Origin of the sequence: Streptomyces aculeolatus (genome assembly GCF_020400605.1) — a bacterium.
Classification (GTDB): Bacteria; Actinomycetota; Actinomycetes; order Streptomycetales; family Streptomycetaceae; genus Streptomyces; species Streptomyces aculeolatus.
This window is the reverse complement of sequence record NZ_JAINRD010000006.1, coordinates 257,597-276,541: the sequence shown is the minus strand read 5'-3', so window position 1 is coordinate 276,541 and position 18,945 is coordinate 257,597. Positions and strand designations below refer to the sequence as shown.

At 73.2% G+C, this 18,945-nt stretch carries 18 protein-coding genes and 1 riboswitch; of the genes, 7 read left to right on the top strand and 11 right to left on the bottom strand.

Annotation, left to right across the window (positions count from 1 at the left end):
- Positions 1 to 137: 137 nt before the first annotated feature.
- The gene (locus LG396_RS13915; RefSeq protein ID WP_037740959.1) at positions 138 to 944 is read left to right on the top strand and encodes a GntR family transcriptional regulator; all 807 of its coding nucleotides are present in this window, start codon (positions 138 to 140) and stop codon (positions 942 to 944) included.
- Positions 945 to 1,232: 288 nt separating this feature from the next.
- On the opposite strand, the gene LG396_RS13910 is transcribed toward LG396_RS13915, so the two are convergent.
- Positions 1,233 to 2,219 (bottom strand): helix-turn-helix transcriptional regulator, encoded by a 987-nt coding sequence (locus tag LG396_RS13910; RefSeq protein ID WP_225794992.1) that lies wholly within the window; start codon positions 2,217 to 2,219, stop codon positions 1,233 to 1,235.
- A gap of 300 nt (positions 2,220 to 2,519) precedes the next feature.
- Between LG396_RS13910 and LG396_RS13905 the strand changes: the two genes are divergently transcribed.
- The 5 genes from LG396_RS13905 (at position 2,520) to LG396_RS13885 (ending at position 9,360) form a co-directional block, all read left to right on the top strand.
- Positions 2,520 to 4,763 (top strand): carbon starvation CstA family protein, encoded by a 2,244-nt coding sequence (locus LG396_RS13905; RefSeq protein ID WP_225794991.1) that lies wholly within the window; start codon positions 2,520 to 2,522, stop codon positions 4,761 to 4,763.
- The gene (locus tag LG396_RS13900) at positions 4,760 to 4,963 is read left to right on the top strand and encodes a YbdD/YjiX family protein (protein ID WP_100298949.1); all 204 of its coding nucleotides are present in this window, start codon (positions 4,760 to 4,762) and stop codon (positions 4,961 to 4,963) included. The genes LG396_RS13905 and LG396_RS13900 overlap by 4 nt, the downstream gene beginning before the upstream one ends.
- A 94-nt stretch (positions 4,964 to 5,057) precedes the next feature.
- Positions 5,058 to 5,576 carry a GNAT family N-acetyltransferase gene (locus tag LG396_RS13895; protein WP_100298950.1) on the top strand — a complete coding sequence of 173 codons (519 nt, stop codon included), beginning with the start codon at positions 5,058 to 5,060 and terminating at the stop codon, positions 5,574 to 5,576.
- A gap of 16 nt (positions 5,577 to 5,592) precedes the next feature.
- A riboswitch (cobalamin riboswitch) is annotated at positions 5,593 to 5,771 on the top strand.
- 137 nt (positions 5,772 to 5,908) lie between these two features.
- Positions 5,909 to 8,344, top strand: coding sequence for a ribonucleoside-diphosphate reductase subunit alpha (locus LG396_RS13890; protein ID WP_225794990.1), 2,436 nt, complete (start codon positions 5,909 to 5,911; stop codon positions 8,342 to 8,344).
- On the top strand, positions 8,341 to 9,360 hold the full coding sequence (locus LG396_RS13885) for a ribonucleotide-diphosphate reductase subunit beta (RefSeq protein ID WP_225794989.1): 1,020 nt from the start codon (positions 8,341 to 8,343) through the stop codon (positions 9,358 to 9,360). Before LG396_RS13890 ends, LG396_RS13885 begins: the two co-directional genes overlap by 4 nt.
- 123 nt (positions 9,361 to 9,483) lie before the next feature.
- On the opposite strand, the gene LG396_RS13880 is transcribed toward LG396_RS13885, so the two are convergent.
- From LG396_RS13880 to LG396_RS13835, 10 genes are all read right to left on the bottom strand, one after another.
- A complete protein-coding gene (locus LG396_RS13880) occupies positions 9,484 to 10,218 on the bottom strand; it encodes a D-Ala-D-Ala carboxypeptidase family metallohydrolase (RefSeq protein WP_018853028.1) in 735 nt (244 codons plus the stop codon).
- A 176-nt stretch (positions 10,219 to 10,394) separates the two neighbouring features.
- The gene (def, locus tag LG396_RS13875) at positions 10,395 to 11,042 is read right to left on the bottom strand and encodes a peptide deformylase (RefSeq protein WP_018842366.1); all 648 of its coding nucleotides are present in this window, start codon (positions 11,040 to 11,042) and stop codon (positions 10,395 to 10,397) included.
- A gap of 83 nt (positions 11,043 to 11,125) precedes the next feature.
- Positions 11,126 to 12,118 carry a tetratricopeptide repeat protein gene (locus tag LG396_RS13870; protein ID WP_027746029.1) on the bottom strand — a complete coding sequence of 331 codons (993 nt, stop codon included), beginning with the start codon at positions 12,116 to 12,118 and terminating at the stop codon, positions 11,126 to 11,128.
- A 164-nt stretch (positions 12,119 to 12,282) separates the two neighbouring features.
- A complete protein-coding gene (locus tag LG396_RS13865) occupies positions 12,283 to 13,587 on the bottom strand; it encodes an HD domain-containing protein (protein WP_225794988.1) in 1,305 nt (434 codons plus the stop codon).
- The gene (locus tag LG396_RS13860) at positions 13,584 to 14,960 is read right to left on the bottom strand and encodes an HD-GYP domain-containing protein (protein WP_372483502.1); all 1,377 of its coding nucleotides are present in this window, start codon (positions 14,958 to 14,960) and stop codon (positions 13,584 to 13,586) included. Before LG396_RS13860 ends, LG396_RS13865 begins: the two co-directional genes overlap by 4 nt.
- Before the next feature lie 105 nt (positions 14,961 to 15,065).
- Complete coding sequence (gene rsrA / locus LG396_RS13855; RefSeq protein ID WP_037740944.1) at positions 15,066 to 15,407, bottom strand: mycothiol system anti-sigma-R factor; 342 nt, start codon at positions 15,405 to 15,407, stop codon at positions 15,066 to 15,068.
- Complete coding sequence (locus LG396_RS13850; RefSeq protein WP_018835047.1) at positions 15,404 to 16,087, bottom strand: sigma-70 family RNA polymerase sigma factor; 684 nt, start codon at positions 16,085 to 16,087, stop codon at positions 15,404 to 15,406. Before LG396_RS13850 ends, rsrA begins: the two co-directional genes overlap by 4 nt.
- 252 nt (positions 16,088 to 16,339) lie before the next feature.
- A complete protein-coding gene (locus tag LG396_RS13845; RefSeq protein ID WP_225794986.1) occupies positions 16,340 to 16,972 on the bottom strand; it encodes an alpha/beta hydrolase family protein in 633 nt (210 codons plus the stop codon).
- Between the two features lie 52 nt (positions 16,973 to 17,024).
- Positions 17,025 to 17,222, bottom strand: a complete 198-nt coding sequence (locus tag LG396_RS13840) for a hypothetical protein (protein ID WP_225794985.1) — start codon at positions 17,220 to 17,222, stop codon at positions 17,025 to 17,027.
- Positions 17,223 to 17,315: 93 nt separating this feature from the next.
- Entirely contained in the window at positions 17,316 to 18,137 is an 822-nt protein-coding gene (locus tag LG396_RS13835; RefSeq protein WP_018835044.1) for an SOS response-associated peptidase, read from the bottom strand.
- A gap of 82 nt (positions 18,138 to 18,219) precedes the next feature.
- Between LG396_RS13835 and LG396_RS13830 the strand changes: the two genes are divergently transcribed.
- Positions 18,220 to 18,933, top strand: a complete 714-nt coding sequence (locus LG396_RS13830) for a M50 family metallopeptidase (RefSeq protein ID WP_100298958.1) — start codon at positions 18,220 to 18,222, stop codon at positions 18,931 to 18,933.
- The last annotated feature ends 12 nt before the right edge of the window (positions 18,934 to 18,945 follow it).

Genomic DNA, 18,945 nt, shown 5'->3' with positions numbered 1-18,945 from the left:
GAGGGTGTCAAGGGTGTGCGGCCTGCTGGTTCGGCTTCCGTTACCGGACCGACATGTGAGCTATCCCGTCACCCCGCGAGCGCACCGACGGGTGACGAGCCGTGCCAGGATGTGAGCCGCTACCAGACGGAGGAGTCATGAGGACGAACGCCGGACCGGCCGAGGGAACGTCGGCTGCGACGGTACCGGCAGCCGACGAGCCGGGACGCGCCGGGGGGAGCACCGGGCGGACCACCCGCGTGCCCAAGTACTACCGGCTCAAGCGGCATTTGCTGGAGATGACCGAGACCCTCCCTCCCGGCACCCCGGTGCCGCCGGAGCGCACGCTCGCCTCCGAGTTCGACACCTCCCGTACGACCGTGCGGCAGGCGCTGCAGGAGCTGGTCGTGGAGGGGCGGCTGGAGCGGATCCAGGGCAAGGGCACGTTCGTGGCCAAGCCCAAGGTCTCGCAGGCGCTGCAACTGACCTCGTACACCGAGGACATGCGCGCCCAGGGCCTCGAACCCACGTCGCAGCTCCTGGACATCGGCTACGTCACCGCGGGCGACCAGCTCGCCGAGCGGCTCGACATCACCGCAGGCGGGCGGGTGCTGCGCATCGAGCGGCTGCGGCTGGCCAACGGCGAGCCGATGGCCATCGAGACCACGCACCTGTCGGCCAAGCGCTTCCCCGCGCTGCGCCGCAGCCTGGTCAAGCACTCGTCGCTGTACACCGCGCTCGCCGAGGTCTACGACGTCCACCTGGCCGAGGCCGAGGAGACCATCGAGACCTCGCTCGCCACGCCCCGCGAGGCGGGGCTGCTGGGGACCGACACCGGCCTGCCGATGCTGATGCTGTCGCGCCACTCGGTCGACACGCAGGGCGAGCCGGTGGAGTGGGTGCGCTCGGTCTACCGCGGGGACCGCTACAAGTTCGTCGCCCGCCTCCGCCGCCCGGTGGGCTGAGCGGCGCCGCAGCGGCGGGCCCGGCCCAGCGCCGGACCCGCCGCTGCGTGCCGGCCCGCGGCGCAGGCGGAAGACCGTAGGGTCTGTCTTCAATCTCGCGTCTGCGGCTGGGGGCACCGCCCACGTGCGCGCAGCGCGCTGTGGGGGAGCCTGGCACGCACGCTCGCTGCGTTGTCGGGCTCGACCGAATAGGCCCACTATGCGGTCGACCCTCCGCCTTGCGATCGCACGCACCAGACGCCGCGCCGCCCGCCCTTCGGGCGAACGACGCGAGATCGAAGACAGACCCTAGACCCAGCCGCGTTGGGCGGCTACGACGCCGGCCTCGAAGCGGCTGCGTACCGCGAGGCGTTCGGTGATTCCCGCGTACATCCTGCGCACCGTGCGTGCCGAGACGCCCAGGCGGCGGCTGATCTGCGCGTCGGTGTGGCCGACGGCCAGCAGCCGCAGCAGCTCCTGCTCGGTGGGCGTCAGCTCGTTGCGGTCGACCGCCGGGGAGCCGCCCCAGTCGGTGCCCTCGCGCCAGTACGAGTCGAAGAGCTGCCGCAGCGCCGTGACCACCCCGGGGCCGCGCAGCTGCACCACCCCCGCGGCGGGGTCGGCCGGGTCGGCGGCCAGCAGCGCCGTCTGCCCGTCGACCAGCACCAGCAGCACGGGCAGCGCCGGCACCGTACGGACCCTGCCGCCCGCCGCCGTCAGCCCGGCCGGCTGCCGCCGCGCCACCGGGTCCGCGCGGACGCTGTCCTGCAGCACCCGCGCCACGGACACCCCGCGGGCCAGCAGCGCGTCGTCCACCCGGCGCAGGTGCTCCGGGCCCAGGTGCGCCTGCGCCTCCTTCGGGACCAGGCTCTGCACCCGCCTCCGCGCCCCGGCCGCCAGCTCCGCGATCCGGCGCGCGGCGGCGTCGGGCCCCGGCACCCGCTCCAGCAGCTCGTGGTCCCCGGGCCCGGCGCCGGGCCGGCCGGGGTTCGTGGTGAACGCGCTGATGGCGTCGCGGGCGGCGGCCACCTTGCGGCGCTGCCGATCCAGTTCCGCCTCCCAGCGGGCGACGAGACGCGGCAGTCCCGCGGACCGGTCGGTGGCCCGGTAGCCGGCGGAGCCGTTCCCCGGGGCGGTCAGCAGCCGGGCGGCGGCCAGTTGCTCCAGCGCCTCCCCGACGTCGTCGGGCGCCAGGTCCAGCCGTTCGCCTATCTCCTCCGCGGACCAGCAGGACCCGTCCAGGAACAGCTGGTAGACGGCCTCCGGCAGCGGTTCCAAGTCCAGTGCGGCAAGCATGCGCGTCCCCCTCGATCGGCGCTGCACTCGTTCGCCCCGGGGCCGCCGCCCCGGGGACTCAGCGGGCGAGTCTAACCACGCGGACCGATTGGTACGGACCGCTTGCCGCCCGCCGGGGCCGCCCCGCCCCCGGGCGCTTTCCCCCGGCGCCCTCCACCGGCGCCCTCCACCGGCCGCGACGCCCCGGCCGGTGCTTTTCGTGATCGGATAGCGACTGATCGACCTAGTGACGGCGGCCTGGCACTGCTCTACATTTCGAGCGCATTGCAAGAGATTGAGAGCTCAGGGGACGGAGCCGCCATGACTGTGCACGCACCCCCGGACGTGCCGCGAAAGCCACGCCTGGAACCGAAGAGCGTCATCCTGTGGACCGCCGTCGCCCTGGTGGGAGCCGTCGGCTGGACCGTGCTGGCGCTCTCGCGGGGCGAGGAGGTCTCCGCGGCCTGGATGGTGGCCGCGGCCCTCGGCTCGTACGCCATCGGCTACCGCTTCTACTCGAAGTTCATCGCCTACCGCGTGCTCAAGGCCGACAAGACGCGCGCCACCCCGGCGGAACGGCTCGACAACGGCATCGACTTCCAGCCGACCGACCGCCGCGTGCTCCTCGGCCACCACTTCGCGGCGATCTCCGGCGCGGGACCGCTGGTCGGCCCGGTGCTCGCGGCGCAGATGGGCTTCCTGCCGGGCACGATCTGGATCGTCGCGGGCGTGATCTTCGCGGGCGCGGTCCAGGACATGGTGGTGCTGTTCTTCTCCACCCGCCGCAACGGCCGTTCGCTCGGCCAGATGGCACGCGAGGAGATCGGCCCGGTGGGCGGCGCCGCCGCGCTGCTCGCCGTCTTCGCGATCATGATCATCCTGCTGGCGGTGCTGGCGCTGGTCATCGTCAACGCGCTGGCGGAGTCCCCCTGGGGCACGTTCTCCATCGGCATGACGATCCCGATCGCCCTGTTCATGGGCTTCTACCTGCGGATGATCCGGCCCGGCAGGGTCGCCGAGGTGTCGCTGATCGGCATCGCCCTGCTGCTGCTCGCGCTGGTCGCGGGCCGGTGGGTGGCCGAGTCGTCGCTCGCGGACACGTTCACGCTGAGCAAGGAGTCGCTGGTCATCTGGATGGTGATCTACGCCTTCATCGCCTCGGTGCTACCGGTGTGGACGCTGCTCGCGCCGCGCGACTACCTGTCGACGTTCATGAAACTCGGCACCATCGCGCTGCTGTTCATCGGCGTGCTCGTGGCCGCGCCGACGCTGAAGATGGAGGGCGTCACCGACTTCGCCAAGGACGGCACCGGACCGGTCTTCGCCGGCTCGCTCTTCCCGTTCGTCTTCATCACCATCGCCTGCGGCGCCCTGTCCGGCTTCCACGCCCTCATCTCCTCCGGCACCACACCGAAGATGGTGCAGAAGGAGACGCAGGTCCGGATGATCGGCTACGGGTCCATGCTGATGGAGTCCTCCGTGGCGATCGTGGCGATGATCGCCGCGTGCGTGCTGGACCCGGGCCTCTACTTCGCGATGAACTCCGCGCCCACCGTGATCGGAGACACCGCGCAGTCGGCATCGGAGGCGATCCAGGGCTTCGGCTGGGAGATCACACCGGCGGCACTCCAGGCGGCGGCGGACTCCGTCGAGGAGCCGTCGCTGCTGTCCCGTACGGGCGGCGCACCGACGTTCGCCCTGGGCGTCTCGGAGATCTTCTCCAACGTGACCGGGGACAGCCTCAAGGCGTTCTGGTACCACTTTGCGATCATGTTCGAGGCGCTGTTCATCCTCACCGCGCTCGACGCGGGCACCCGGGTGGGCCGCTTCATGCTGCAGGACACCCTGGGCAACATCTACAAGCCGCTCAAGCGCGTCAGCTGGTGGCCGGGGCTCATCGGCACCAGCGCGGTCGTCGTGGGCCTGTGGGGCTACTTCCTGTGGGTCGGCGTCAACGACCCCCTCGGCGGCATCAACCAGCTCTTCCCGCTCTTCGGCATCACCAACCAGCTCCTCGGCGCGGTCGCGCTGACGATCTGCACCACGCTGCTGATCAAGTCGGGGCGGCTGAAGTGGGCGTGGGTGACGGGCATCCCGCTGGCCTGGGTCGCGGTGGTGACGCTCACCGCGAGCTGGCAGAAGGTGTTCTCGGACGACCCGCGGGTCGGCTTCTTCGCCCAGGGCGACGTGGCGCAGGAGGGCATCGACTCCGGCAAGCTGTCCGGGCAGGAGCTGGAGGACGCCGAGACGATCGTCACCAACACGACGGTCGACGGGGTGCTGTCGGCGGTCTTCGCGCTGCTGGTGGTCGTCGTGATCCTGGACGCGGCCCGGGTGTGCGTGAAGTCGCTGCGCAACCCCGACTCCGTCGTCAGCCGCGAGGAGCCGTACCAGGAGTCCTCCTTCATCGCGCCGGCGCAGCTGATCGCGACCAAGGAGGAGAAGAGGGAGCTGGCCGCGGCCGGGCTGGGCAGCGGCGGCGGCTTCAAGCCGGGCACCGGACCGGGCGCCCGCGGGAGCGGCGGCGGCGAGGACGCCGGCGGGCCGGACGGAGGCGGCTCGTGACGGGGGCGGCGTCGCTGGCGGCGGCCGGGCGCAAGGTCTGGTGGTACGTCCGCGAGGTGATCGGCGACACGGCGTACGAGCGCTACGTCGAGCACCTGCGCACGCACGACCCCGAGGCCCAGGCGCCCACCCGGCGCGAGTTCGAGCGGATGCGCATGGACGCGGGCGACGACCCGCGCAAGGGCTTCCGCTGCTGCTGAGCGCGGTGCGGCGGATGCCGCAGGCGTACGGGCCGCCGTCCCCGGCTTCCGGGGGCGGCGGCCCGTTGTCGGTGGGGCAGGGCACACTCGGGGGATGGACTTCACGGTGCGGCCGGTGCGGCCGGAGGAGCACGAGCGGGCGGGCGACCTGGTCGCCGAGGCGTATCTGGCGGACGGGCTGCTGACGTTCGGCGAGGACGACGAGTACGTGCACGAGCTGCGCGACGCGGGCGGCCGGGCGGCGGCGGAGCGCACGGAGGTGCTGGTCGCGGTCGACGGGGACGGCCGGACGGACGGCGGGCGGGTGCTCGGCGCCGTGACGTTCGTGACGGCCGGGTCGCCGTTCGCGGAGCTGAGCGGGCCCGGGGAGGGCGAGTTCCGGATGCTGGCGGTGGCCCGGGAGGCGCGCGGCCGGGGCGTGGGCGAGGCGCTCGTACGGGCCTGTCTGGACCGCGCCCGCGGGCTGGGCGCGCAGCGGATGGTGCTGTCCAGCACCCCGGAGATGGCCACGGCCCACCGGCTGTACGGGCGGCTGGGGTTCGTCCGCACTCCCGACCGCGACTGGTTCCCGCTGCCCGATCTGCCGCTGTGGGCCTTCGTCGCGGACCTCTGAGGGGCGACACAACATATAGGGGTGGTTCCTTGGCGGGCCACTAGATGTATGCTCGTCCAAGCTGCCGACGCAGGGGAATCCGGTGGAAGTCCGGAGCTGTCCCGCAACGGTAAGCGATGTGCTGCCATGCCTGCCGCGTGCGCCGGTGTGCCCGTACGTCGTGAGCCCGAACACCTCCGGCAGCGATCGATGACGTCCGGGTCTCGCGGATTGGGCTCACGGACGCAAGCGGCTCCGCCTCGGCGGCGCGCCCTGCGCGCCGTGGGGACCCCGCGTGCGCCCGTACCGCAGCCTCTCCCGCGCGGCCCCGCCGAGCGAGGGAGAGCAGGACCTTGACGATCGCACCACCGGCCGCACTTGCGGAGCCCGCCTCAGCCACCCCCCGGGCCGGCGACGGCCCGGCCGCCGCACTCACCCGCACCCTCGCCGAGCTGACCGCCGACCTGCCCGCCACCGACCCGGCCCGGGTCGCGGCGGGCGCCCTGCGGGGGCGGCACCCGGGCTCCGGCGAGGCGGAGTTGCGCGAGCTGGCCACCGAGGCCGCGGCGGCGCTGATCGCGGAGGAGCCGGAGTACTCGCGGCTGGCCGCCCGGCTGCTGACCCGGGCCGTCGCCGAGGAGGCCGCGGGCCAGGGCGCCACGAGCTTCTCCGGCTCGATCGCCGTGGGCCACCGCGAAGGCCTCGTCGCCGACGCCACCGCGGCCTTCGTCCGCCGGCACGCCGCCCGCCTCGACGCCCTGGCGGCCGGGGCCGCCGCCGACGGCCGCGACGACCTGTTCGGCTACTTCGGCCTGCGCACGGTCCACACCCGCTACCTGCTGCGCCACCCCACCGAGCGCGCCGTCATCGAGACCGCCCAGCACTTCTTCCTGCGCGTCGCCTGCGGGCTGGCGGCAGACGAGTCCGACGCGGCCCTCGCCGAAGTCGCCGAGCTGTACGGGCTGATGAGCCGCCTCGGCTACCTGCCCTCCTCCCCCACGCTCTTCAACTCCGGCACCCGCCACCCGCAGATGTCGTCCTGCTACCTGCTCGACTCCCCGCTCGACGAGCTGGACTCGATCTACGAGCGCTACCACCAGGTCGCCCGGCTCTCCAAGCACTCCGGCGGCATCGGCATCCCGTTCACCCGCGTCCGCTCCCGCGGCTCGCTGATCCGCGGCACCAACGGCCACTCCAACGGCATCGTCCCGTTCCTGCGCACCCTGGACGCCTCCGTCGCCGCCGTGAACCAGGGCGGCAAGCGCAAGGGCGCCGCCTGCGTCTACCTGGAGCCCTGGCACGCCGACGTCGAGGAGTTCCTGGAGCTGCGCGACAACACCGGCGAGGAGGCCCGCCGCACCCACAACCTCAACCTCGCGCACTGGATCCCGGACGAGTTCATGCGCCGCGTCGAGGCCGACGGCCCCTGGTCGCTGTTCTCGCCCGCGGACGTGCCCGAGCTGACCGACCTGTACGGCGCCGGGTTCGACGAGGCGTACGCGCGCGCGGAGGCCGAGGGGCGGTACGTCAAGCAGGTCCCCGCACGGCAGTTGTACGGCCGGATGATGCGCACCCTCGCCCAGACCGGCAACGGCTGGATGACCTTCAAGGACGCCGCCAACCGCACCGCCAACCAGACCGCGGAGCCCGGCGCCGTCGTGCACTCCTCGAACCTGTGCACCGAGATCCTGGAGGTCTCGGACGACGGCGAGACCGCAGTGTGCAACCTGGGCTCGGTCAACCTCGCGGCCCACCTGGGCGACACCGCCGGCGGCTGGGAGGAGGCGATGGACTGGGAGAAGCTGGATGCCACGGTCCGTACCGCCGTGACCTTCCTCGACCGCGTCGTGGACATCAACTTCTACCCCACCCAGCAGGCCGCCGCGTCCAACTCCCGCTGGCGGCCCGTGGGCCTGGGCGTGATGGGGCTCCAGGACGTCTTCTTCCGGCTGCGGCTGCCCTTCGACTCCCGTGAGGCCAGGGCGCTGTCCACCCGTATCGCCGAGCGCATCATGCTCGCCGCGTACGCCGCCTCCGCCGACCTCGCCGAGCGGCACGGCGCGCACCCGGCCTGGTCCCGCACCCGCGCCGCCCGCGGCGTGCTGCACCCCGACCACTACCCCGACGCGGACGTGGCCTGGCCGGAGCGCTGGACCGCCCTGCGCGCCCGGATCGGCGCGACCGGCCTGCGCAACTCGCTGCTGCTGGCCATCGCGCCGACGGCGACGATCGCCTCCATCGCCGGCGTCTACGAGTGCATCGAGCCGCAGGTCTCCAACCTGTTCAAGCGCGAGACGCTCAGCGGCGAGTTCCTCCAGGTCAACTCCTACCTGGTGGCCGAGCTGAAGGCGCTCGGGGTGTGGGACGCGCAGACCCGCGAGGCGCTGCGCGAGCACGACGGGTCCGTACAGGAGCTGACCTGGATCCCCGAGGAGGTCCGGGCGCGCTACCGGACGGCGTGGGAGCTGCCGCAGCGCGCGCTGATCGACATGGCCGCGGCCCGTACGCCGTACCTCGACCAGGCCCAGTCGCTCAACCTCTTCATGGCCGCGCCGACCATCGGCAAGCTCAGCTCGATGTACGCGTACGCCTGGAAGTCCGGGCTGAAGACGACGTACTACCTGCGCTCGCGCCCCGCCACCCGGATCGCCCGCTCGGCCCGCGGCGCCGCGCCCGCCGGCGCCGCCGCGGACGCCGCCCCCGCACCCCTGCCCGTCCAGCAGCCGCACGCCGACGACGCCGTCGCCTGCTCCCTGGAGAACCCCGAGACCTGCGAGGCCTGCCAGTGACCACCGCCACCGACGCCAGGAACCTGCTGGACCCCGGCTTCGAGCTGACCCTGCGCCCCATGCGCTACCCGGACTTCTACGAGCGCTACCGGGACGCCATCAAGAACACCTGGACCGTCGAGGAGGTCGACCTCCACTCCGACGTCTCCGACCTCGCCAAGCTGTCGCCGGGCGAACAGCACCTCATCGGCCGGCTGGTGGCGTTCTTCGCCACCGGCGACTCGATCGTGGCGAACAACCTGGTGCTCACGCTCTACAAGCACATCAACTCGCCGGAGGCCCGCCTCTACCTCTCCCGCCAGCTCTTCGAGGAGGCCGTGCACGTCCAGTTCTATCTGACGCTGCTCGACACCTACCTCCCCGACCCGGACGAGCGGGCCGCGGCGTTCGCCGCCGTGGAGAACATCCCGTCGATCCGCGAGAAGGCGCAGTTCTGCTTCCGCTGGATGGACTCCGTGGAGAACATCGAGCAGTTGGAGACCAGGGAGGACCGCCGCCGCTTCCTGCTCAACCTCATCTGCTTCGCGGCCTGCATCGAGGGCCTGTTCTTCTACGGCGCGTTCGCCTACGTCTACTGGCTGCGCTCGCGCGGCCTGCTGCACGGGCTCGCGACCGGCACGAACTGGGTGTTCCGCGACGAGAGCATGCACATGGACTTCGCGTTCTCCGTGGTCGACACGGTCCGCGAGGAGGAGCCGGACCTCTTCGACGAGGAACTGGGGCGGCAGGTGCGCGACATGCTCGACGAGGCGGTGCGCGCGGAGCTGCAGTTCGCGCGGGACCTGTGCGGGGAGGGCCTGCCGGGGATGAACACCGACTCGATGCGCGCGTATCTGGAGTGCGTGGCCGACCAGCGGCTCGTCCGGCTGGGCTTCGCGCCGGTGTACGGGTCGCAGAACCCGTTCGCGTTCATGGAGTTGCAGGACGTGCAGGAGCTGACGAACTTCTTCGAGCGCCGCCCGTCCGCGTACCAGGTGGCGGTGGAGGGTTCGGTCGCGTTCGACGACGAGTTCTGAGCCGGCGGCGGCCGCCGGCGCACCGGCGCCGGCCGGACCCGCCGCGGAGGGCGGGTCCGGCCGGCGACCGCGTGCTGCTGCGGCGCCGTTGCCGCGGTGCTGCGGTGCTGCGTTCTCCCGTGGTCAGATGCCGCAGGAGGGAGCGGACCAGTAGCGGGAACTGCGGCCGTCCACGTGCGTGTGGTCGTTGTGACCCGGGTAGCCGGGACCGAGGATCCCGCCGAAGCCGTGGGTCCGCGCCTGCTGGGCCAGCCGGCAGAACGACGGGGAGCCGACGAGGTCGGCCGCTGTGCCGTACAGATGCTGGCTGTTCGAGGCGCCGCCGACCGCGTTGTTGCACGAGACGGAGCGGAAGCCGCTGCTGATGTTGATCGGGACGTCACCGAGGGCGTGCCGCATCGCCTCCAGCTTCCACATGGTGCGCTTGGCGTTCTCCTTGGCTGTCGCCGCGGATACCGCGCCGCCGCCCCAGGTGGAGTTGCACTTGTTCAGCTCGGCGTAGGTGAAGTGAGCCGGAGTGCAGTCGGCGTCCTGGAGGCTGTAGATCTTGTTGAACGTGTTGGTGCCCGCGACGCCGTCCGAGGCGAGCCCGTACGCGCTCTGGAACTTGGCGACCGCGGCCTTGGTGCGCGGGCCGAAGTTGCCGTCGACGGCGAGGATCTCGCCGGACGTCACGTGCCCCGCCACCCGGATCTGCAGCTGGGTGACGTCGGAGCCGGACATGCCTTCCTTGAGCGTCCGGTTCCACGTGTAGCACGAGTCCGCCTGCGCGGATCCGGCGGTCGCGACCGTACCGACGACACCTGCCGCCGCGATCATGACAATGCTGAGGATGAGTCTGACCGTACGTCTGAGCATCGGACCTCCGTGCCGTACGAATGGGGGGCTCCGAGCCTCGCGTGCGCAGGGCGCGCGGTCAACGCGCCGCCGGGGTGCCAGTGGTCTCGACCACTGCCGTAACCGCCGCGCAAGAGGCGGCGGTCACGGCGCCTGCCGGGGCGGATCTGGCGGCCGTCCCCGCAGGCCGGCGGGCGTCAGTCGTTCGGGACGGTCTCGTACCGCGGGGTGTTCTCCGCCATCTGCTGCATGACGTCCTTGCGTTCGCGCTTGGAGAGCCGGTCGATGTAGAGCCGCCCGTAGAGGTGGTCCGTCTCGTGCTGCAGGCAGCGGGCGAAGTAGCCCGTGCCCTGCACGCGGACCGGGTTGCCGTCGAGGTCCCGGCCGCTCACCACCGCGAAGTCCGGGCGGGCCAGCGACATGTACGCGCCGGGGACGGAGAGGCACCCCTCGTTGCCGTCGTCGAGCTGGCGGCGGTCGGCGGGCAGTTCCTCCAGGACGGGGTTGCACACGGCCCCCACGTGCCGTACGCCGTCGTCGTCCGGGCAGTCGTAGACGAAGACCTTCAGGTCGACGCCGATCTGGTTGGCCGCGAGGCCCACGCCCTCCGCCGCCCGCTGGCTGGCGAACATGTCGTCCACGAGCTTGCGCAGCCCGTCGTCGAACTCCGTCACGTCCTGGCACTCGCGGTGCAGCACCGGATTGCCCACCACCGTGATCGCCCTGGCCGTGCCCCGCTCGCGGGCCGCCTGCTCACGCGCCTCCGCGTCCGTCACGTCGTCGAGGAACACGTCCGGCGACTCCGCTTCCCGCCCCGCCTGCTGCTGCTCCGCCTGCTGAGTCATCCTCGCCGTACGCCTTCCTGGTTCCCGCCCGCATGAGCTTCATGTAAGACCGGAGTCCAGGGTACGGCCAGGTTCCGACAGCCTCAGACGACTTCCTCCAGATCCCGCCAGTCCCGGGTGTCCGGGCTGTCCGCGGCCCAGCTCTCCAGCAGCCCGCGCACCAGCGACGCGGGCGCGGCTATCCCGCACTCCCGCTCCGGCACCCACAGCCCGTCCTCGGTGCGGTGCACCAGCGGCCCGGGCTGGCCGGGCTCGCTGTGGTCGTGCGGGTCGAGGGTCGCCTGCAGCGAGCCCTCGGCGCTGGGCATGCAGCTCTCCGAGCAGGTGCGGCAGAGCAGCCGCACCGACGACGACCAGTCCTCGGCCGCGTACCCCGCCTCGGCCGCCAGCAGCTCGACGGCGTCCCGGTCCGCCTCGGTGGCCGCCTCCAGCAGCACCACCCACGTCGGCACCGGCGACGGCGCCCACAGCTCTATCTCGTCGAAGACCGGGTACGAGGGCCCCGCCAGGGTGGCCCGCTCGCCGTGCGGCACCCCGTCGTGCAGCACGACCTCGCCCCAGCGCCGCCCCGACGACGGCAGCGGGATGCTCTGCACCTCGATCCGCGCCGGGTCCAGCCGGCGGCCCCAGACGACCTCCGCCTCACCCTCCGGCGACAGCCGCACGGCGGCGCTGCCCAGCTCCATGTCCTCCGGCGGCTCGGCCGCCCCCTGGTGCGCGGCGCCGCCGGGCACGCGCAGCCCGTACGCCTGCCAGGCCCGCCGCGCCAGCGGCCAGTCCTGCAGCGCGGTGGCGGCGATGCCGACGTTCCACCAGTCGGGCGCGCCCGTCTCGCGGTCGAGCAGGGCGACGGCCCGCAGCCCCGCGGCGCGCGCCTGCTCCCAGTCGTGCCGGAACTTGTGCAGCAGCGCAAGGTTGAACCACGACTCCGACAGCCAGGGCTCCAGGCCCGCGGCACGGGTGAGCAGCGCGCCCGCGTCGTCGTACCGGCCGTCGCCGATCAACGTGAACGCGCGGTCGGTCGCCTGCCGCCACGAGGCGGAGGGCCGATGCCGTGTTCTGCCGAAGATCCTCACGATTCCTGCCTGCCGTCTTTGACTCCAGGATGACCACTGTGCGGCCCGTCCGCACGGCGTGCTCTCCCGGGGGGTGCCGTTGCTCCCCGCAACTTCCTGTCCGCTCGGGTACCGGGCTATGCCCGCATCCAACCACGCGGTGCCGTACACCCGCTTCTTACCGGTCAGTTCGCGCGCACGCCACTCGCCAGCACCTCCCGCAGCGCGTCGACCACGGCGGGGTCGTACTCGGCGCGGGCCACCAGGCGCAGCTGCTCCAGGGCCGCGAGCGGCGCGACCGCGCCCTCACCCTTCGCGTTCCCCGTCACCAGTGCGTCGTATGCGGCCGCCACGCGCACAATACGGGCCGCGACCGGCTGGTCACGGTACGGCTCCGCCTGCCGCTCCACCACGACGGCGACCTCGGCGGCCACGCCGGTCTGCCGCACCACGGCGCCGCCCAGCAGGGCGATGCGCCGCCGGTCGGCGAGGCCGGCGCCCGCGGGGAGCGAGGCGTCGGCGGCGGGCGGCACGGGGTCGGCCAGCGACAGCTTGCCGAGGTCGTGCATGAGCGCGGCCTGCTCCAGCACGTCCAGCTCCCGTTCGGAGAGGCCCCGTACCCGGCCGATCGCCCGGCTGAGGGAGGCGACGCGGTGGGCGTGGCCCGGGCTGTGGTACCCGGCCATCTCGGTGGCGCGGGCCAGCGAGGCGATGGTCTGGCGGTACGTGCGGCGCACGGCGGCGTAGCGGCGGAGCGAGACCTGGGTGAGCAGCAGCGGCAGGCTCAGCACGGGCAGCGCCCACGGCCCGGCCACCTGCGCGGCGAGCGCGATGACGACGCCGGTGGCGCACATCGCGGAGCCGACGCCGGGCAGGGCGCGCAGCTCGTCGCGCAGCAGGGGGCCGTACGGCCAGCCGGTGCGGGCCCGGGCGAGACAGGCGGCGAGCACGGCGTCGCAGAGCGCGGTCAGGGCAAGGACGCCGAGCAGCGCCAGGACGTAGCCGGGGCCCGCGGTGAGGCCGGCGACCGGGCCGCCGTCGCCCTCGCCGGGGGCGCCGGCGCACAGGGGACGGCAGCAGGCGGCGGCGAAGGCGGTGCCGAGGACGCGGCGGACCAGGTGCTCCGCGGTGGGGCCGCGGCCCCGGGCGACGTGCGGGACGGTGCCGACCACGGTGGCGGTGAAGGACACGGCGGCGATCTCCAGCACGGCGCCGCCCGCCGCGTCCGCGGGGATGCAGAGCAGCGCGTACCCGAGCGCGCCGGCGGTCGCCAGGGGCGCGGGGATGCGTGCGGGGGCGCCCGCCCGGTGGTCGCCCGCCACCTCGCCGAGCACGATGAGCAGGCCGAAGGCGAGCGCGGCCTCGGGCTGGGCGAGCCCGTGCCACAGCGTCCAGCAGAACCCGGCCGCGGTCACCGCCCCCGCGGCCCCGACCGCGACGCGCACCTCGGGCGGGGCCGGGAGCCGGGTGCGGAGAACCGATTCGCTCACGGCGTACCACCGCTGCGTACGACCGTTTCTGCGGCTGCGCCGGTGCCCGCCGCAGCCTCCCCGGCCCCGCCGCGCAGCGGCGCGGGGACCGTCGCGGGCTCGTCCGCGGTGACCTCGGCGTGCCAGCCGCTGCGCTCGATCGCGCCGGCCAGCGCGCGCACCATCCGGGGGTCGAACTGCGCTCCCGCGCAGCGCCGCAGCTCCGCCAGCGCCGCGGGCACCTCGCGCGCGCGGCGGTAGGAGCGGGTCGAGGTCATGGCGTCGAAGGCGTCGGCGACAGCCACCACCCGGGCGTATTCCGGAATCCGCTCGCCGGTGAGCCCGTACGGGTAGCCGCCGCCGTCCATCCGCTCGTGGTGGTGCAGGATCGCCGAGCGCACCTCCTCCAGGAAGCCGATGCCGCGGACGATCTCGTGCCCGTACTCCGGGTGCAGCTCGATGATCCGCCGCTCCTGCGGTGTCAGCGGCCCGTCCTTGCGCAGGATGCGCGTCGGCACGCCGAGCTTGCCCACGTCGTGCAGGATCCCGGCGAACCGCAGGACCTCCTGCCGCCGCTCGTCCATGCCCAGCTCGCGCGCGATGAGCACCGACGCGCGGCCGACCCGCTCGCTGTGCCCGCGGGTGTAGCGGTCCTTGATGTCGACGGCCTGCACCAGCGCGCGGATCGTCGCCTGGTGCGCCGCGCGTTCGCGGTCGGCCTGGGCGAACGCCCAGCAGGAGATGGCCATCGGCAGCAGGACGAGCAGCCCGCTGGCGGGGCCGTGCGGGCTGTGCCAGAGCATCGCCATCATCAGCCCGGCGAGCCCGTGCACGAGATACGCGCCCGCCGCCGCCGGCGCCCCGGCGAGCGCGGTGCGCGGCGAGCGGCGCTCCGCGGCGGCCTGCATCAGGGCGTCCAGGCAGGTGAGAACGGTCCAGAAGGCCGCGACCGCGGCGAGCGCGGCGGGCACCAGCTCGGGGAACCCGGCCTCGCCGGGCACGGCGTCCCCGGGCACCCGCCCGGCGGCGTACGCGGCCGCCCAAGCGGCGAGCGCCAGCTCCGCGGCCCGCCACAGCCGCCGCGGGGCGGCGGGCTGCTCGGCGATCCGGGCGGTCAGCGCGCCCGCGAGGGGGACGAGGGCGGCCGCGGCGGGCGGCAGCAGAAACGCTCCTGCAAGCAGGACCGGGAAGAACGCACCGATACCGTCGGGGATCCGGCCGGCCAGCGGCGGCACGCGCCAGAGGTGTTCACCGGCCGCGTAGACGGCGGCGAGCAGCGCCAGCGCCGTCCAGGGGGTCGCGGCGCCGGGCCGCAGTGCGGGGGCGGCACACGCCGCCGTCGCGAGCACCGCGCACAACAGACATCCGCGCCCGGCCGCAGAGACCTGCGCCACCTGCCCCATGGGCCCCACGCTCCTCGTCCGCGCTGTACTCCGTACGAGTTGGGGAGCATAGGGCGGCACCTACGGCCGAATGGGGCGCAGTTGCCTAAAAGAACACTACGAGCCGGGTGGATTCGCACCTTCGAGTGACGTGGAGCGGCCCTCGTCACCGGCGTCGAGCACCGGCTGCTCCGGTACGTCGTCACCGGACCTGATGGTGTCGATCCGGCCCATCACCTTCGCGCGCAGATCCGACGGCACGTCGTCCTGCCCGCAGCAGCGCTTGACGAGCTTCTTCACGGCCTGCTCCAGGCCGTACTTCTCCAGACAGGGGCTGCACTCGTCGAAGTGGACCTGGAACTTCGCGCAGTCGCCCTCCGGCATCTCCTTGTCGAGATACTCGTAGAGGTGGTCGAGGACCTCTGAGCAATCCGTCTCGTGCGGCTCTCCGCAGCTCATGATCCCGAACCCTTTCCCGTGTGCGAGCCGGCCGACTCCGGTCCGGCTCCCGCCGGCATCAGGCCGCGCTCCTGCGCGTAGTCCTCCAGCAGACCGCGCAACTGGCGGCGACCGCGGTGCAGCCGGGACATGACCGTACCGATGGGTGTCCCCATGATGTCGGCGATCTCCTTGTAGGCAAAGCCCTCGACATCCGCCAGATAGACGGCGATGCGGAACTCCTCCGGGATCGCCTGCAGGGCTTCCTTCACGTCCGAGTCCGGCAGGTGGTCGAGCGCCTGGGCCTCGGCGGAGCGCAGACCGGTCGACATGTGCGACTCGGCGCGCGCGAGCTGCCAGTCCTCGATCTCCTCGGCGGCGCTGCGCTGCGGCTCACGCTGCTTCTTGCGGTACGAGTTGATGAACGTGTTCGTCAGGATCCGGTAGAGCCACGCCTTCAGGTTCGTGCCCTCGCGGAACTGGTGGAAGGACGCGTACGCCTTGGCATAGGTCTCCTGCACCAGGTCCTCCGCGTCGGCGGGGTTGCGCGTCATGCGCAGCGCGGCCGAGTACATCTGGTCGAGGAACTGGAGCGCGTCCCGCTCGAAGCGCGCGTTCCGCTCGGCGGACGTCTCCTCGGGCGCGGTCGGCTCCTCGGCCTGCCCGCCCTTCCCCGTGTCGGTCCCAGTGACGAGACCCACCTCCTCCAGCACCGTGGTGGAGCCTGCGGTGGCCCCGTACGGTTCGGAGGATAGACGACGTCCGTGCACATCCGCCGCCCAGTACTTCTCCGCTGCCTGCGGCTGCGGACGCGACGGGCATGCAACCCCGCTCATGCGTGTCCCTTCGTCGATCACGTGAACGTACACCGGTGAGAACGCACGCTTCCGATGCCGCATTCCCCAACCGCCCCGCGGGGCCGCCCGGGCGCGGGCACGCGCCGCGGCGGGGCGTCAGCGCAGGCCGGCGAGCCACTCCAGCGCGGCGGCGGTGATCGCGTCGGCGGTCTGCGCGTCGTCGGGCGGCGCGCTCTTGGCCACGGCGAAGCCGTGGTCCGCGTACGGGACGGGCACCACGTCGACGTCCGCGGGGAACTCCGCGGGGGCGCCGAACGGGTCGCGCGCGCCCTGCACCACGCGCGTCGGCACCCCGGCGTCCAGCAGCTCCGGCAGCCGGGACTTCTCCGGCTTGCCCGGCGGGTGCAGCGGGAACGCCAGGGCGAGCACCGCCCGGGCACCCAGGGCCCGGGCCGTACGGCACGCGACCCGCGCGCCCGCGCTCCGGCCGCCCGCGACGACCGGCGCGCCGGGCTTCTCCAGGGCGGGCCACAGCGCCGTCCAGCCGGCGTCGAGGGTCTTGGGCGCGGGCGCCAGCTTGCGCCCCGCGACCCGCCAGGGCTGCTCGACGAGCGCGACGGTGACCCCCTCGCCGGGCAGCGCGGCGGCCAGCGCCCGCAGGTCGCGGGCCTCGATGCCGCCGCCCGCGCCGTGGCTCAGGGCGAGGACCAGCCGGGGCCGGGCGGCCCGGTGCCAGGTGATGCGGGCGTCCCCCGGCGGGGTGGCGACGGTCTCGGTGGTGGGCTTCACGCGCCCCAATCTAGGCGAGTCGGATGCGCTTCCGACGGCCCCGCACCGGGGGTCAGTCGCTCGCGATCTCCCTCCTCCTCGCCCGGACGCGGAGGTACACGACGAGCACGACGACGACCGCGACGACGATGCCGATGACGATGAGTGCCGTCGTGCCGCCCCCGCCGGAGCCGCCGGCGCCGCCACCGCGGAAGCCGCCGCCGCGGCCACCGCGCGCGAGTAAGTCGGGAAGGTGCTGAGTGGAGAACATGGGCGCGGAGTGTAGGGCCGGGATCCCGTCGGCCGCACCGCCGGGGAGATTTCCTGCTGAATCACGCCAAGCCGGGCAGACGCCGACGAACCCCTAGAACAGCGTCTCCTCCTCCGGAGCCGCTATCTCCTCCACCAGTTCCGCGCCGTTGTTCCGCACGTCGCTCACCTTCGTCGACACCGGGAACGCCCGCAGCAGGCCGGGCGGCGGCGGGGCCAGCAGTTCGCGCAGCGCCTCCGGGTCCTTGTTGGCCGGGTCGAGCCAGGCGTCCCAGCGGTCCGGCGGGAGCATCAGCGGCATCCGCGGGTGGATCTCGGAGAGCGTGTGCGGCCCCGACTCCCCCGCCGCACCGCCCGCCAGCTCCGTGGTCTCCGCCTCCGTCGTCACCACCGTGCACGTCACCCACCACGCGCGCGGGTCGTCGTCCGGCAGCGTCTTGTCCCGCCAGAACTCGAAGAGCCCGGCCATCGCGAAGACCGAGCCGTCGACGGGGGTGACGAAGTACGGCTGCTTGCGGGGCCGCTTCTTCTTGCCCTGCTCCTCCAGCTGCCGCTCGCCCTTGAACGTCAGCCACTCGAAGTAGCCGTCGGCGGGCAGCAGGCACCGCCGGGAGGCGAACGCCCGGCGGTAGGCCGGCTTCTCGTGCACGGTCTCGGCCCTGGCGTTGATCATCTTCACGCCCAGGTCCGGGTTCTTCGCCCAGGACGGCACGAGGCCCCAGCGCAGCGCCCGCAGCTGCCGCACCGGCCGGGGGTCGTCGGAGTCCCGCTCGGGGCGCTCCAGCACCGCGTACACGTTCTTGGTGGGCGCCACGTTGTAGTCGGGCGCGAGCGTCTCCTCCGCGTCCCACTTCTCGACCTCGAAGAGGTCGACGAGGTCCTCGGGTTTCCTGCTCGCCGCGTACCGTCCGCACATGGGTGACAAGACTGCCACGCCCCTCTGACAGCCCGCACACGCCGCCTTGGCTACCCTGCTCGTCCGAGCACCGGGAGGGCACATGGAAGGAACCAGCCTCGGCGAGCTGTGGGACCGTGTCGTCGGCACGCAGCCGGACCCCTCGGAGTGGCTGGTCGCGGTGACGGGCCTGGTGGCGCTCTGCGCCGTCATGACCTGGGGCGTCTGGCGGGTGGCGCGCAACGCCGTCACCATCGCGCACGAAGGCGGCCACGGCCTCGTCGCCGTGCTGACCGGACGCCGACTGGAGGGCATACGCCTGCACTCCGACACCTCCGGCCTGACCGTCAGCCGCGGCAAGCCCTCCGGCCTCGGCATGGTCCTCACCGCCGCCTCCGGCTACACCGCCCCGCCGCTGCTCGGCCTCGCCGGCGCCTGGCTGCTGGCCGACGGGCGGATCACGGCGGCGCTGTGGGGCGCGATCGCCCTGCTCGCGGCGATGCTCCTGATGATCAGGAACGCGTACGGGGTGGTGACCGTCGTCCTGACCGGGGCCGCCTTCTTCCTCGTCTCCTGGCTGACCGAGCCGGAGGTGCAGGCGGCGTTCGCGTACGCAGCCGTGTGGTTCCTGCTGCTCGGCGGGGTGCGGCCGGTCTTCGAACTGCAGCGCAAGCGGCGCCGCGGCGAGGCGCCGCAGTCGGACGCCGACCAGCTGGGGCGGCTGACGCATACGCCCGCAGGGCTCTGGGTGTTCCTGTTCTACGTCGTCGCGCTCTGCGCCCTCGCCGGCGGCGCCCGCTGGCTGCTCGACCTCTGACCCGCCCGCCAC